Source organism: Flavobacterium pedocola, assembly GCF_053764385.1.
Genome location: NZ_JBSNCR010000003.1, coordinates 83,003 through 97,277, shown reverse-complemented (window position 1 = coordinate 97,277; position 14,275 = coordinate 83,003). Strand labels below are relative to the sequence as shown.

Annotated in this window: 11 protein-coding genes; 1 reads left to right on the top strand and 10 read right to left on the bottom strand. The window is 41.6% G+C overall.

Annotated elements, in window-relative coordinates:
• Positions 1–6: 6 nt before the first annotated feature.
• From rodA to purH, 6 genes are read right to left on the bottom strand one after another with little or no spacing between them, the layout of a single operon-like run.
• The gene (gene rodA, locus ACWPKD_RS07470; RefSeq protein WP_455412059.1) at positions 7–1,263 is read right to left on the bottom strand and encodes a rod shape-determining protein RodA; all 1,257 of its coding nucleotides are present in this window, start codon (positions 1,261–1,263) and stop codon (positions 7–9) included.
• Positions 1,260–3,266 (bottom strand): penicillin-binding protein 2, encoded by a 2,007-nt coding sequence (gene mrdA, locus ACWPKD_RS07465; RefSeq protein WP_455412058.1) that lies wholly within the window; start codon positions 3,264–3,266, stop codon positions 1,260–1,262. Before mrdA ends, rodA begins: the two co-directional genes overlap by 4 nt.
• Positions 3,263–3,769 carry a rod shape-determining protein MreD gene (locus tag ACWPKD_RS07460; RefSeq protein WP_455412057.1) on the bottom strand — a complete coding sequence of 169 codons (507 nt, stop codon included), beginning with the start codon at positions 3,767–3,769 and terminating at the stop codon, positions 3,263–3,265. The genes mrdA and ACWPKD_RS07460 overlap by 4 nt, the downstream gene beginning before the upstream one ends.
• Positions 3,762–4,589 carry a rod shape-determining protein MreC gene (gene mreC, locus ACWPKD_RS07455; protein WP_455412056.1) on the bottom strand — a complete coding sequence of 276 codons (828 nt, stop codon included), beginning with the start codon at positions 4,587–4,589 and terminating at the stop codon, positions 3,762–3,764. Before mreC ends, ACWPKD_RS07460 begins: the two co-directional genes overlap by 8 nt.
• Positions 4,590–4,599: 10 nt before the next feature.
• The gene (locus ACWPKD_RS07450; RefSeq protein WP_455412055.1) at positions 4,600–5,628 is read right to left on the bottom strand and encodes a rod shape-determining protein; all 1,029 of its coding nucleotides are present in this window, start codon (positions 5,626–5,628) and stop codon (positions 4,600–4,602) included.
• Between the two features lie 55 nt (positions 5,629–5,683).
• Entirely contained in the window at positions 5,684–7,210 is a 1,527-nt protein-coding gene (gene purH, locus ACWPKD_RS07445) for a bifunctional phosphoribosylaminoimidazolecarboxamide formyltransferase/IMP cyclohydrolase (RefSeq protein WP_455412054.1), read from the bottom strand.
• 293 nt (positions 7,211–7,503) lie between these two features.
• Here purH and ACWPKD_RS07440 point away from each other — a divergent pair, with 293 nt between their 5' ends.
• Complete coding sequence (locus ACWPKD_RS07440) at positions 7,504–8,769, top strand: ABC transporter permease (protein WP_455412053.1); 1,266 nt, start codon at positions 7,504–7,506, stop codon at positions 8,767–8,769.
• Positions 8,770–8,794: 25 nt separating this feature from the next.
• Here ACWPKD_RS07440 and ACWPKD_RS07435 read toward each other — a convergent pair whose 3' ends face one another.
• The 4 genes from ACWPKD_RS07435 to tamL all read right to left on the bottom strand — a co-directional run bounded on the left by ACWPKD_RS07435 (position 8,795) and on the right by tamL (position 14,257).
• Positions 8,795–9,532: a hypothetical protein gene (locus tag ACWPKD_RS07435; RefSeq protein ID WP_455412052.1), complete on the bottom strand. Its 738-nt coding sequence runs from the start codon at positions 9,530–9,532 to the stop codon at positions 8,795–8,797.
• Between the two features lie 115 nt (positions 9,533–9,647).
• Positions 9,648–10,502 carry an acetyl-CoA carboxylase, carboxyltransferase subunit beta gene (accD, locus tag ACWPKD_RS07430; protein ID WP_455412051.1) on the bottom strand — a complete coding sequence of 285 codons (855 nt, stop codon included), beginning with the start codon at positions 10,500–10,502 and terminating at the stop codon, positions 9,648–9,650.
• Positions 10,503–10,581: 79 nt separating this feature from the next.
• A complete protein-coding gene (gene fbaA / locus ACWPKD_RS07425; RefSeq protein ID WP_455412050.1) occupies positions 10,582–11,649 on the bottom strand; it encodes a class II fructose-bisphosphate aldolase in 1,068 nt (355 codons plus the stop codon).
• A gap of 46 nt (positions 11,650–11,695) precedes the next feature.
• Positions 11,696–14,257 (bottom strand): translocation and assembly module lipoprotein TamL, encoded by a 2,562-nt coding sequence (gene tamL / locus ACWPKD_RS07420; RefSeq protein ID WP_455412049.1) that lies wholly within the window; start codon positions 14,255–14,257, stop codon positions 11,696–11,698.
• Positions 14,258–14,275 lie beyond the last annotated feature (18 nt).

Sequence of the window (14,275 nt, the reverse complement as noted above, 5' to 3'; positions counted from 1 at the left end):
TGCGTTTTACCACTCGTTTACTTTGTTGGCATCCATTTTTATGAAGATGAACAATAAAATGGTAAACGCCCATAAACTGGAGCCTCCATACGAGAAAAAGGGTAACGGAACCCCGATGGTGGGGAACATTCGTATCAGCATGGCGATGTTCACAAAGAAGTGCATGAAGAGGTACGACACCACACAATAGCCGTACACCCGACTGAATTTTGTTTTCTGCCGTTCCGCTAAATGAATCAGGCGGAGAAATAATAAAACGAATAAGCCGATAACCACAGTGGCGCCAACAAAGCCCCATTCTTCCCCAACGGTAGTGAATATATAATCGGTATGCTGTTCGGGAACGAAACCTCCTTTGGTCTGTGTGCCTTCCAGATAGCCTTTGCCCAGCCAGCTTCCGGAACCAATAGCAATCATGGACTGGTTCAGGTTGTAGCCTTCTTTTTTCATATCGACATCTTCACCAATCAATACATTGATACGGTCTTTCTGGTGAGGTTCCAATACGTTTTCGTACACATAATCCACTGAAAAAACCATGGCGGAAATCATGATAAAGATGATGCCGTAAATGATCGGGTTTCGTGTAATCCGGGTATTGAAAATGAAATGGATGATCATTACCAATGCGGCAAATCCGATCAGGAAAGTCGGTTTGACAATCAGTGCTAAAATGAACAGGGCAGCGCCGAGGAAACCGGTCCATAAATACCAGCTCGGCAATCCTTCGCGATACAATACAAGAATCAGGGAAAGGAAGATCATGGCGCTTCCGGCGTCCGGCTGCATCAAAATCAGTAAAACCGGAAAGCAGAAAACCCCTAACGCAAAGAGTTGATGGTTGAATTTTTTTAGATTGACCTGCGAGTCGCTCACCAATTTGGCCAGCAATAAGGCTGTGGCTGTTTTAACAAATTCTGAAGGCTGAAAACCGAAGCCCCCGAACTGGTACCAGTTGGTTTGTCCTTTGACGGTTTTTCCAAAGGCAAAAAGTCCTAATAATGAGAGAATTCCAATGATATAAAAGACGGTGGAGTACTTTTCGAAAATCTTGGCTTCCATCGATAAAATAATGAAAATCAAAGGAATGGTAAGGAAGATAAAAAGCATCTGACGGCCATAGGTCTGGCTCATGTCAAAAATCGATGTTTCCTCAATAGGCAATGAAGCGGAATAAATATTCATCCATCCCATGATTACCAGGATAGTATAAATAATTACCGTGATCCAGTCGATGTTATTTACAACACTTTGGTTTTTCATCGTTTATCGGCCTTTTTTCTTTGCTCCACTGTCGTGGCTTTAATATTGGCGTTATTTTTATCGGAGTTGTCTTTTTTCTCCTTTTTCTTTTCTTCTGCTGCTTTTTTCTCTTCTTCGTTTTTGGCAACTAATTCGGCGCGTTTGTCTTTAGGAACCAGATAATAACCATTGGTTACTTTTTCATATTCAAACTGTAAACTGCCGTTCAGCATTCTTTTTTCAAGATCTACCCTTGTGATGGTGTCTCTTCGGATGTATTTTTCGATCATTAAACTCGCCATAGGAGCCGCCCAGGTCGCCCCATAATGCCCGTTTTCAACCAATACCGCTAAAGCAATTTTAGGATTTTGTCTTGGCGCAAAGGCCACAAACACGGAGTGATCCTGTAACTGAACCCTGTGTCCGTCTATTTTGGTGAAATTCTCCGCTGTACCGGTTTTTCCGCATATTTCGATGCCTTCCACGCGGGATCCATAAGCAGTACCCAGGTTGTAAACGTCAAACAATCCGTTAATTACCGGTTTGAAATATTGCTTATCAATAGTCGTTATGTGTTTGGTCCGGAATTTTTTGTCAATCTCCTGTCCTTTTATTTTTTTAATGATGTGAGGGGTGTAGTAATACCCTTCGTTGGCAATGGTTGCCATCATGTTGGCCAATTGCATCGGTGTCATCAGGACTTCCCCCTGACCAATCGAGTTTGAAATAATGGTCGAACTTTTCCAGCCACCGCTAGGATACCAACGATCATAATATTGCGAGGTTGGAATGTGTCCTTTTCGCCCGGGTGGTAAATCATAACCCATAAACTCACCAAGGCCAAAACTCTTCATATGACTGCTCCAGGCGTTTACACCAAAACGCGGTTTAGGGTATTTGTCAATAGTCAATTTGAAAACATTACCAAAATAGGCATTACAGGATTTGTATATCCCCACATGCAGGTTACGAACCCCGCCACCACAGTGACAACGCATGAAAGCACCACGACCGTATGAAAATCCTCCATGACAGCTGAATTGGGTTTCTTCATCGATTACGCCTTCCTGCAAGCCAATTAAGGCTGTTAGGATTTTAAAAGGCGAACCTGGAGGGTATTCGGCCAATAAACCTCTGTCGAACAAAGGCATGGAAATGGTGTCGTTGTATAAAGTTGTAAAGTTTTTCGAGCGTTCGCGTCCAACCAAAATAGCCGGATCATAGGATGGCGCGGTAACCAAAGCCAAGATTTCACCGGTTTTGGGTTCGATGGCCACGATTCCGCCGCGTTTGTTTTTCATTAAGGCTTCGCCGTATTTTTGCAGTTCCACATCGATGGTAAGGGTTATGTCTTTGCCCTGAACCGCTATGGTGTCGTATTTGCCTTCTTTGTACGAGCCGATGTCTTTGTTGAAACGGTCGCGCTGGCGGTATTTAACCCCTTTAACCCCGCGCAGGATTTCTTCGTATTCGCTTTCAATCCCCTGCATTCCAATCAAATCCCCACTTTTGTAGTAAGGCTTTTTTTGGATGATGGCGTCGTTTACCTGAGCGATATAGCCGAAAATGTTAGCACCCACTTCTACCTGATAATCACGAAGGGAACGTTTCTGTATGTAAAAACCGTTGTACTTTCTGATTTTTTCCTGAAAAGCGGCATATTCTACTTTGTTCAGCTGTGGTAAAAAGACCGAGGGCAGTCGAGGGCTGTAAACAATAGCTTTCTGGATTTTTTTGTCGAACTCTTCTTTGGAGATGTTCAGGATAGTGCAAAACTCAAGGGTATCAAGATTTTTGATTTCCTTGGGGATTACCATGATATCATAAGAAGGCTGATTGGCTACCAGCAATTCACCGTTACGGTCGTACATATAGCCTCTTTCCGGATAATCGTATACAATTTTAATGGCATTGTTATCGGATTTTTTAATGTACGAATCGTCAAGAATCTGCAAATAAAAAAGCCTTGCCAGAATAAGAACCGTGGCTGCAAGTATTAACCCGGGTAAAAGAATTTTTCTCATCGTTTGCTTGGCTTAATCAGATATAGCGTTATAATAGAAAGTACTAAAGTGAATACTGTTGCTAGTAAAGTTCGTAATAATATTTCCCAAAAGAAATTAAATCTGAAAATTTCAAGAAAAAATAAAGTAAAATGATGAATAAGAATCGCAATTAACAGGAAAGTAAAACGTTCCGGTGAAAGTTTGTCCGCAATTTTAACCGTCTGATATTCATAACTGATACCAAAGGCAAAACGGAAAATGGAAGGACGGGCATAGGCTAAAATCAGACAGGCTGTGGCGTGGAAACCTGCTGAATCACAAAACATATCCATAGCCAAACCTAAAAGGAAGCTGGCTACCAAAAGTCCTGCGCGGTTTCCATTTACCGGATAAAGGATGATAAAAAGGATATACGGCAAAGGATTGATGTACCCCAAAAAATTGATGTTATTAAAAACAGCAACCTGAAGGGCAAGCAGGATTACAAATCTGAAAATATTTAGAATAAGTGTGCTATTCATTCTTTTTCGTTTCTTCTTCCAGTTGGATGACTTCTTTGCGTTTCACGTTTTCAATCACGTAAACGTGTCCTAAATTGGTCATGTCATTAAACAATCGTATGCTGATGGTGTAATAGTTGGTGACTTTGTCGATATAGACCTTGTCGATTTTTCCAATTGGGATGTTTTCCGGGAAAATAACGGAGCGGCCTCCCGTTACGATAGTGTCGCCTTTTTTAACCGTGGCCAGTCTCGGAACATCGATTAATTGGGCATAACCGACATTCTTTCCGTCCCAACGCAGGGAGCCGAAATGATTGGAGCTCTTGATCTTGGCATTGATTTCCGATTTCACGTTCAGGACACTCTGCACTGTGGCGAAATTTTTTGAAGTCTTTTCTACGATGCCGACGATCCCCAAACTGTTTACCACGCCCATGTCTACTTTGATGCCGTCTTTAGAACCGCTGTTAATGGTCAGGTAGTTTTCGTGAACGTTGAAAGTGTTGTTGATTACCTTCGACTGAATTACTTTGATGTCTTCATATCCTGCCGGGATCAATTCCGTAGAGGCAATCACCGTGTCCGGTTTGTTGTACAGCAATTGTTTCAGGTAAGCATTCTCTTTGGCAAGGTTGTCGTTTTGCGAACGAAGGCTGAAATATTCCTTTACATTGCTGATCCTCTGGTACACACCCCCGGTCACCTCATTTGCGGAACTCACGAACTTGCTTCTGTGGTAGGAATGCGATTGAATCGACAGTGTTAACGAGGTAATTAAAAGCAGCAAAAACAGCAATCGAAGGCTGTTTTTAAATATAAAATTAATTATTTGCTGCATGTATTATTCGTTATTTGATAAGAATACTTCTGTATTTTTGAATGTTTTTCAGTGCCATTCCGGTTCCTCGTACTACGGCTCTTAAAGGATCTTCCGCAATGTAAACCGGTAGGTCTGTTTTTTGGGATATTCGTTTGTCCAATCCTCTTAGCATCGACCCTCCACCTGCAAGATAAATACCGGTGTTGTAAATATCGGCTGCTAATTCCGGAGGCGTTTGGGATAGGGTTTCCATAACCGCATCTTCAATACGCTGAATGGATTTGTCTAACGCTTTGGCAATCTCACGGTAGGATACGTTTACCTGCTTCGGTTTTCCGGTTAACAAGTCACGTCCTTGTACTTCCATTTCGTCTGGTGGTGTGTCAAGGTCTTCCGTGGCAGCTCCAATAGCGATTTTGATTTTCTCAGCAGTGGTTTCCCCAACGAAAAGGTTGTGCTGGGTTCTCATGTAGTAGATGATGTCGTTGGTGAACACGTCCCCGGCAATTTTAACCGATTTGTCACAAACAATTCCACCTAACGCGATTACCGCAATCTCAGTGGTTCCTCCACCGATATCGACGATCATGTTTCCTTTCGGCTGCATGATGTCTACCCCGATACCGATAGCCGCAGCCATCGGTTCGTGGATAAGATATACTTCTTTACCGTTTACACGCTCACAGGATTCTTTTACCGCACGCATCTCCACCTCGGTAATTCCGGAAGGGATACATACGACCATGCGAAGCGCCGGCGTGAACATTTTTTTCTTTAAAGCTGGAATACTTTTGATGAACATGCTGATCATTTTCTCCGAAGCATCGAAGTCAGCAATAACCCCGTCCTTTAACGGACGTATGGTTTTGATGTTCTCATGGGTTTTACCTTGCATCATGTTAGCTTCCTTACCTACAGCAATGATTTTTCCTGAGATACGGTCACGGGCAACAATGGAAGGGCTGTCAATAACTACTTTATCATTATGGATGATCAGCGTATTAGCGGTACCAAGGTCAATCGCGATGTCCTCAGTCATGAAATCAAAAAATCCCATACCTTACAAAGGGGTTAATTCGTTTATAAATATTTAGCTTACAAAAATAGTAAAATTAATGTTTAAAATGACGAATTCCCGTAAATACCATCGAAACTTTATTTTCGTTACAATAGTTGATACTCAATTCGTCCTTAATGGAACCTCCCGGCTGAATTACAGCGGTGATTCCTGCATTTTTTGCTAACTCCACGCAATCCGGGAAAGGGAAGAAAGCATCACTTGCCATTACTGCCCCGTTTAGGTCAAATCCGAAAGAATTGGCTTTCTCAACAGCCTGACGCAATGCGTCTACTCTCGAAGTTTGTCCGGTTCCGGAAGCTAACAGTTGTCCGTTTTTGGCAAAAACAATGGTGTTGGATTTGGTGTGTTTACAGATTTTAGAGGCAAACAATAAGTCTTCCACTTCCTGTGTTGTCGGAGCTGTAATGGTAACGACTTTTAAATGCTCTTTATTGTCTGTAATATTATCTTTTTCCTGAATTAACAAACCGTTAAGACAAGTGCGTACTTGTTTTGTAGGTAATTCCACCTCGTTTTGGATCAGGATGATTCTGTTTTTCTTTTCTTCTAAAATTGCAATCGCTTTTTCATCGTAAGCAGGAGCAATTACTACTTCACAGAATAACTTGTTGATTTCTTCCGCTGCTGCCTCGTCGATTTTTGCATTCGAGATCAAAACGCCACCGAAAGCTGAAGTCGGATCCCCTGCCAAAGCATCTAAATACGCTTCTTTAACTGTGTTTCTTGTGGCAAAACCACAAGCGTTGTTGTGTTTTAAAATCGCAAACGTAGGGTTAGCGCCTTTAAACTCGTTGATTAGGTTTACGGCAGCATCAACGTCCAATAAATTGTTGTATGACAGTTCTTTACCGTGTAATTTGGTGAACATTTTATCGAATTCTCCGAAGAAGAAACCTTTCTGGTGTGGGTTTTCCCCGTAGCGTAATACCTGTCCGTTGTCAATACTTGCTTTGTAAACCGTTTCGTCGGTGTTGAAATAGTTGAAAATCGCACCGTCATAATGGGAAGAAACATGGAACGCTTTGGTTGCCAATACTTTTCTTTCTTCTAGAGTAGTTGCGCCGTTTCCGTTAGTGATCATCTCAAGGAAAAGAGCATACTCGTTTACCGACGGAACAATTACGGTATCTTTAAAGTTTTTGGCTGCGGCACGGATTAGTGAAATACCACCGATATCGATTTTCTCGATAATGTCGGCTTCGCTTGCTCCGGAAGCAACTGTTTTTTCAAAAGGGTACAAGTCTACAATCACTAAATCAATCTGCGGGATCTGGAATTCTTCCATCTGTGCCACATCGCCTTCATGGTCCTGACGGTTCAAAATGCCTCCGAAAATTTTCGGGTGAAGCGTTTTTACACGGCCACCTAAAATAGAAGGGTAAGACGTTACATCTTCCACCGCCACTACCGGAATACCGAAACTCTTGATGAATTCTTCCGTACCACCTGTTGAATAAATGGTTACGTTGTGCTGGTGTAATTTTTTAACGATAGGTTCTAATCCGTCTTTGTCGAATACCGAAATTAAGGCCGATTGAATGGTTTTTGCAGTGCTCATTGTGTTGTTGTTTTTTTTGAGGTGCAAAAATAGTCATTGTAGGCTTAACAATCAAATGATTATAACATAGTTTTTAGAGTTTTTTCGGAGCGGAGGTTCTGTGCTTATTTGGGAGCTGTTTTCCCGTCTTCCGCTGTATCTTTTCCCAGGGTATTTCGGAAGCCTCAAACCCTGAAAAAAGGATGCCGCTACAACCGGGGCTAAGGAATTTTTGTCTTGAATTTCTGTAACATTTTGAGTATCTTTCACACTTATTCAGGAAAGCCCGTTGGGTAACGTTAAAGAAAAATTCCATGAGTCAGCAAAATACGACCTTGTTATATGTACGCCTTTTAAAAGAAAGTCTTGGGTTTGCACTTAATGCTTTGCGAAACAATAAGTTGCGTACTTTGTTGTCGTTGTTGGGCGTGACCATAGGAATTTTTTCCATTATCGCCGTTTTGGCCGCCGTGGATTCCATGGACCGTAAAATCAAAAACGATTTGAGCGGTTTGGATAAAAACACGGTCTACTTAATGAAATTTTCGTTTGCCCCTACCGATATTCCGCAATGGAAAATTGGGCAGTATCCCGATGTAAAATACGATGAATTCCTGTATCTGAAGAAGAATATGAACGATATAGAGAATATTGCCTATATGTATTTTACCAAAAGGGAAAGCATCAAATACGAGAAAGAAACCGCCAGCGGTATCGAAGTAGTGCCGTGTACCAATGAATCCGAACAAATCGAAGCCCTGAAAATCGATGAAGGGCGTTTTTTCAGCGAAGCCGAGTCGAATGGCGGTTCTCCTGTAATTATAATCGGCTATGAAGTGGCTAAAACCCTGTTTGGGAATTTTAATGCGCTTGGAAAAGAGGTGCGTTTGTACGGGCAACGTTTTCAGGTGATTGGTGTATTGGAAAAACAAGGGGAAACCGTTTTCGGGAGTAATGATACCCGCGCCTACTTTCCGTGTAATTTTGTCCGCCGACTCTATGGGGACAATACGGATTTCCTGACTCCGGTTATTACCATCAAGCCGCAGAAAGGAATTGATATGGATGAGTTTAAAGGGGAATTGGCTCAAAAAATCCGCACCAGCAGAGGGATGAAAATCAGCGAGCCAAACAACTTTTTTATCAACGTACTTTCCGGGTTTACCGACGCGGTAGATAATATAGTCGGGCAAATGAACGGGATCGGTTGGGCGATAAGCGGTTTTTCCTTATTGGTGGGTGGTTTCGGAATCGCCAATATCATGTTCGTTTCCGTAAAAGAACGTACCAACCTGATCGGAATCCAAAAAGCGTTGGGGGCTAAAAACCGTTTCATCCTGTTTCAGTTTTTGTTCGAGGCCATCATACTTTCAGTAATCGGCGGAATTGTTGGGATGCTTCTGGTATGGATTATTGCCATGATACTTACCAAAGCCCTCGATTTTGAATTCGTCCTTGGCTTCTCCAACATCATGATCGGAACTTCTCTAGCAGGTTTTATCGGTTTGGTCTCAGGAATTATCCCGGCCATAGCTGCTTCGAAACTGGATCCGGTAGAGGCGATCAGAAGCGGGATGTAGTTTTGGATTTCTGTAATAAAACAATTTAACTCAAAATCAAATAAAGAATTCCTCCGAAAATAAAACTGGCCGCATTGAGTATTACGCTTAGGAGAAACGATGTTTGGAAGGCTAATTTTGGTTTTATAAGCCAGTAAAGCAAAACCGCTTCAAAAAGAGTTACAATTCCTTCAGCCGGTATAAGAAATAAATCCCATCCGATTAAATAAGAACAACTCAGCCATAACAAAGGATGCGAAATCAGGTTGCAAAGCAATATAAACTTCAGATTGGAAAGTTTGATTTTGTGTTTGATGAAAAAAGCACAGCCGAAAAGTAGCTCGAACAAAATGGTTAAAGAAAACGCCAGTAAGTAGTCATCAAACGGAACCCTGAAAAAAGGAGTGGTTTCTATGATTTCATTATCCGTTATTTTTAATTCAATTAACGAATCAGAACCGGTTTTGTTTAAAACGGGGCTAATCCGTTGTTTACCGCCGATTAGGAAAAAAAGCCTGAAATCTTCAGGGACACTTCTTGAAATGCTGATGGTTTTGTCTTCCAGAACCAGGCAGGTTGATCCATGGCAACCGCAAATACTATCCTTTATTTTGCCTTCGAAATGCTCCAGTATGCATACTTTTTGAATTGCATCCTTCTTTGAATGTTGTATGTCAAGGTTTATGGTTAACCTTCTTTTGAATGGGGTAGCATCCGCCAACAGGTTTTGGCTGAAGAAGAGCAATACAATAAAGAGTACCGTGGTTTTTATTTTCGCAAACATCAGGAAAGATTTTCGTAAAAATAGAGATTCCGGATTGTTTTTGGGATACCTTTTTGCAAGATATTTTTGGCAGGTCTGGAAATAAAAAATCCCGATGATGAATCGGGATTTTGTTTTATCGAATGGATTGGTTTTGAATCAGATCCAGATATAAGTTGATTTTGTCTTTAAGCTCTTTTCTTGGCGTGATGAAATCCAGGAAACCATGCTCCAATACGAACTCGGCCGTCTGGAAGCCTTCTGGTAATTCTTTACCGGTAGTGTCTTTTACTACACGTGGTCCGGCAAATCCGATCAAAGCGCCTGGTTCAGAAATGTTTACGTCACCTAACATTGCGTAAGAAGCGGTTGTTCCTCCGGTTGTTGGATCAGTACAAAGTGAGATATATGGGATTTTAGCTTCTGCCAATTGTGCCAGTTTAGCTGATGTTTTAGCTAACTGCATCAACGAGTAGGCAGCCTCCATCATACGTGCACCTCCGGATTTTGAAATCATCACGAACGGTACTTCATTTTTGATGGAATAATCAATGGCTCTAGCGATTTTTTCACCCACAACAGCTCCCATCGATCCCCCGATGAACGCGAAATCCATACAGGCTACCACTAAATCTTTTCCTTTGGATTTCCCTACTGCCGTACGCACTGCGTCTTTTAGTTTGGTTTTCTCCATCGCGTCTTTTAAACGGTCGCTGTATTTTTTAGTGTCAACGAATTTTAAAGTATCTTTTGAGGTGATGTTAGCATCCAACTCTTTGAATTCGTTATTGTCAAACAAGATCTGGAAATATTCTTTACTGCCGATACGCACGTGGAAACCATCTTCCGGGCTTACCCAAAGATTTTTTGCCAATTCTTCTGCATCTACAATTTTTCCGGTTGGTGACTTATACCAAAGTCCTTTCGGAACGTCTTTTTTATCTTCAGTTGCGGTTTGAATCCCTTTTTCTGTTCTTTTAAACCAAGCCATAATTTGTTCAGTTATGAGTTAAAAGTTATAAGTTATGAGTTACAAGTATGGCTTATAATTCATAATTCATAACTCATAATTAAAGTGTATTAACGTTATTTAAATCGGCAAAAGCCTGTTCTAATCGTTTGTTGAAAGTAAGTTCACCTTCACGAACCCATTTTCTCGGATCGTAATGTTTTTTGTTTGGAACTTCTTCGCCTTCAGGGTTTCCGATTTGTGTTTTCAGATAGTCGATTTTGTCGCTAACATAATCACGAACTCCTTCTGTAAAGGCGAATTGCAAGTCGGTATCGATGTTCATTTTGATTACGCCATAGGAAATAGCCTCACGGATTTCTTCCAAGGTTGATCCCGAACCACCGTGGAATACAAAATCCACCGGATTGTGTCCCGTACCGAATTTCTGCTGTACGAAATCCTGTGAATTTTTCAGGATAACCGGTGTCAATTTTACGTTACCCGGTTTGTAAACACCGTGTACGTTTCCAAAAGCTGCTGCTACGGTAAAACGAGGGCTGATTTTCATCAGTTCTTCGTAAGCGTAGGCTACTTCTTCCGGTTGGGTGTATAATTTTGAACTGTCTACATCTGAGTTGTCTACTCCGTCTTCTTCACCACCTGTAATACCCAATTCAATTTCCAAAGTCATGCCCATTTTGCTCATACGCTCAAGGTATTTTTTTGAAATTTCAAGGTTTTCTTCAATCGGTTCTTCCGAAAGATCGATCATGTGGGAGCTGTACAAAGGTTTTCCGGTTTGTTTGAAATGCTCTTCGCTGGCATCCAGTAAGCCGTCAATCCAAGGTAAAAGGTTTTTGGCACAATGGTCAGTATGCAGGATCACCGTTGCTCCGTAAGCTTCCGCTAAAGTGTGGATGTGTTTTGCACCCGCAACAGCTCCTAAAATAGCCGATTGCTGTCCTTCGTTTGAAAGGCCTTTTCCGGCATTGAATGAAGCGCCACCGTTGGAAAACTGGATGATTACAGGGGCTTTCAGTTTTGCAGCGGTTTCCATTACACCGTTAATGGTGCTGGAACCGGTTACGTTAACAGCGGGTAAAGCGAAACCTTTTTCTTTCGCATATCTGAAAATTTCCTGAACCTGATCTCCGGTTGCTACTCCGGGTTTAATATTGTGAGCCATTGTGTTGTAATTTTATTATAGGTGACAAAAGTAATAATTTCTATACTTAGAACGGATAATTAATTCCAATATTTATAACCGATTTGTCAAAGCGCATGTCTTTAAACCAACGACGGTCTTCTTCATTGGCAGGATTGTAGGTTTTAAAGCCCAGATCGGTTCTGAAAATGAAAAAGTTGAAATCGTAACGAATACCCAATCCGGTTCCTAAAGCGATGTCTTTAAGGGATTTGAATCCATTGAAAGTGAAGCGTTCGTCATCGACATTGTCCATGGTATTCCAGATGTTACCAGCATCTGCAAAAAGTGCCCCGTTCCATTTTCCGGTGATGTTGAAGCGGTATTCGGTACTGAAGGCCAGCTTCATGTTGGCTTCGTTGAAATCGTTCACGCTGCCGCTTCGTCCCGGTCCTAAATCGTAGGATTGCCAGCCACGGTTATCGTTGGATCCACCACCAAAATAACTTCGCGAAAACGGGATGCTTTCCGAATTTCCGTAAGGGATGGCAATTCCGAAAAACGAGCGCATCGCCAATACGGTTTTGTGACCGAAATCCCAGTGTTTGATGAAATCAAGTTCTGTTTTTACATATTGTGAATATTCAACATCCAAGAATGTTTTCATGCCATTGGCACTCAACGGCTCTTCTTTTATTTTTGAGATCAGTGACAAAAAGTTTCCGGCAGATTCCACTTTGGTTTTAAAGATGGAAAAACTGTTGTCCAGCAATTCTTTTTTGGTAGATTTCGTAAAGGTAAAACTGGAGGCAAAAATCAGGTTGTTTTCGGTTAATCTGCTTCTTCGCTCTTCTATGCTTTTAACGGAACTGTATTCGGAACTGTTTGGCGTAAGCGATGTATTTCCGGAAAGGACATCACTGATAAACCCCTCGGTTCCACCTTCGGCTATGGTCAGGTTTCCCTCGCTGTCTACGTTGTCGGGATCGGTGTTGTAGATTTGTGCAATGGTATTCAGGGTGTTGTACGACGATTTGTAAACGCTGAAATAATTCCCCGGATTAAGGTTTCGGACGAACTGAACATTAAACAGGTCAAATCGCGCGGAATTGTTTTTCTTGGGAAGCCAGTTGTAGCTAAGTATTCCGGTGAAGTTTTCCTTGTCCAAACCGATGTTCTGCTGTCGGGAAACACCAAAGCTGGCCAAAGTGGTCGGGAACATGGTTTTAGGGATGATCTTATCTGTTTTTATCGGGAAAAAGATGCGCGGGAAACTTAGTTTGGCATCGGCACCATATTCCGAAATGTTGAAGAAAACGTCGTTCGGATTGGCAAGGTCTTTCGAAGCACCGATATTACCCCGTGTGGAGATTTCCAGAATTTCCGCCCCGCGAAAAATGTTTCGGATCGATAAGGCCATACTTCCGGCTATACCAAAATCCTGAATGTTGGAATGCATGAAATCCGCTGTAATGTTGAAGTTGAATTTCTTTCTCGGTGTCAGGAAAATATTGGTAATCAGCGAGGTGCCCGTGGTGTCTCTTTTGTCTTCCACATATTGGATGGACGGATAGTTGAACACTCTCAGGTTACTGATGGCTTTTGAGGTCAGTACGCGGCGGTTATCACTGAATTTGCTTCCTTTGGTGATAAAAATAGCATCCGTAATGGCTTTTGGACGATAGTTTAATTTGTCGGAACTGTATAGGTTGAAATTGTTGTAGGTAATACTGTCGGCTACTTTCTCTATGTTTCGGCTCGACGTGTTGTCGGTGAAAATATTTACTTCGCTAATTTTATAAAGCTTGAAAGGCTTTTTTACCAAGGAATCTCCTTTTTTAACGGTTTGGTTTTCAATATTGATATTGACATTTGCCTTATAGTTTCTGTTAAGGGTGTCAATGTCGTAATTGATGTAGGTTTCCTGAAACGTATAAGCACCGTTGTTTCTGAAATGACCGGAAATTCTCTTTCTTTCGTCTGTAAAATCTTTTGAGTCGTATTGTTTGCCGGTTTTTATCAGGGATTTCCCTTTGATTTGCTGGTATAACGAATCCAGTGCCGGTGTTTCTATCGTGGATGAAATCGAGTCTAAAATATACGGTTTGCCAGTAATAATGTCGTATTGAACCGTACCTCTCTTGTTTTTAAGGGTGTCGATTTTGTAATTTACCTTGGTGTTAAAAAAACCTTTGTTGAAATAATAGGCCAAAAAGCGGTTTTTGGATTTTTTGGTTTTTGTCTCGTCTATGATTACGGGCGCTTCGCCGTTCTTTTTGAGAAAATTGCTCATCCCGGACACAAAAAATGACTTCCCTAAACGTTGTACCTGTTTTTCGGAAAGTAAATTGGCCAGGTTTTTATGTCTGTTTGGTTTTTTTGCCAGCCAGGCCTGATAGGAGGAATCGGCATTCGGTTTGGCCAGATTGTAAAGGTGTAAACGCAAGGGATACCCCAATACCAAGGAACTGTTGGGTTTCTGATAAAGCTGATTGGTCAGGATCTCCTCTTTTTGCTTTTCATTGTTTACCACAATATCTGCTTTGGTTAAAAGATGTTTTCCTTCCGGAACTCTTTTTACAATGGAGCAGGAGTATAAAATTGCACCTAATAGGATAAATAGTGCTATTTTTGATGAATTATTTTTCAAGGCGATTACAATAGTAAG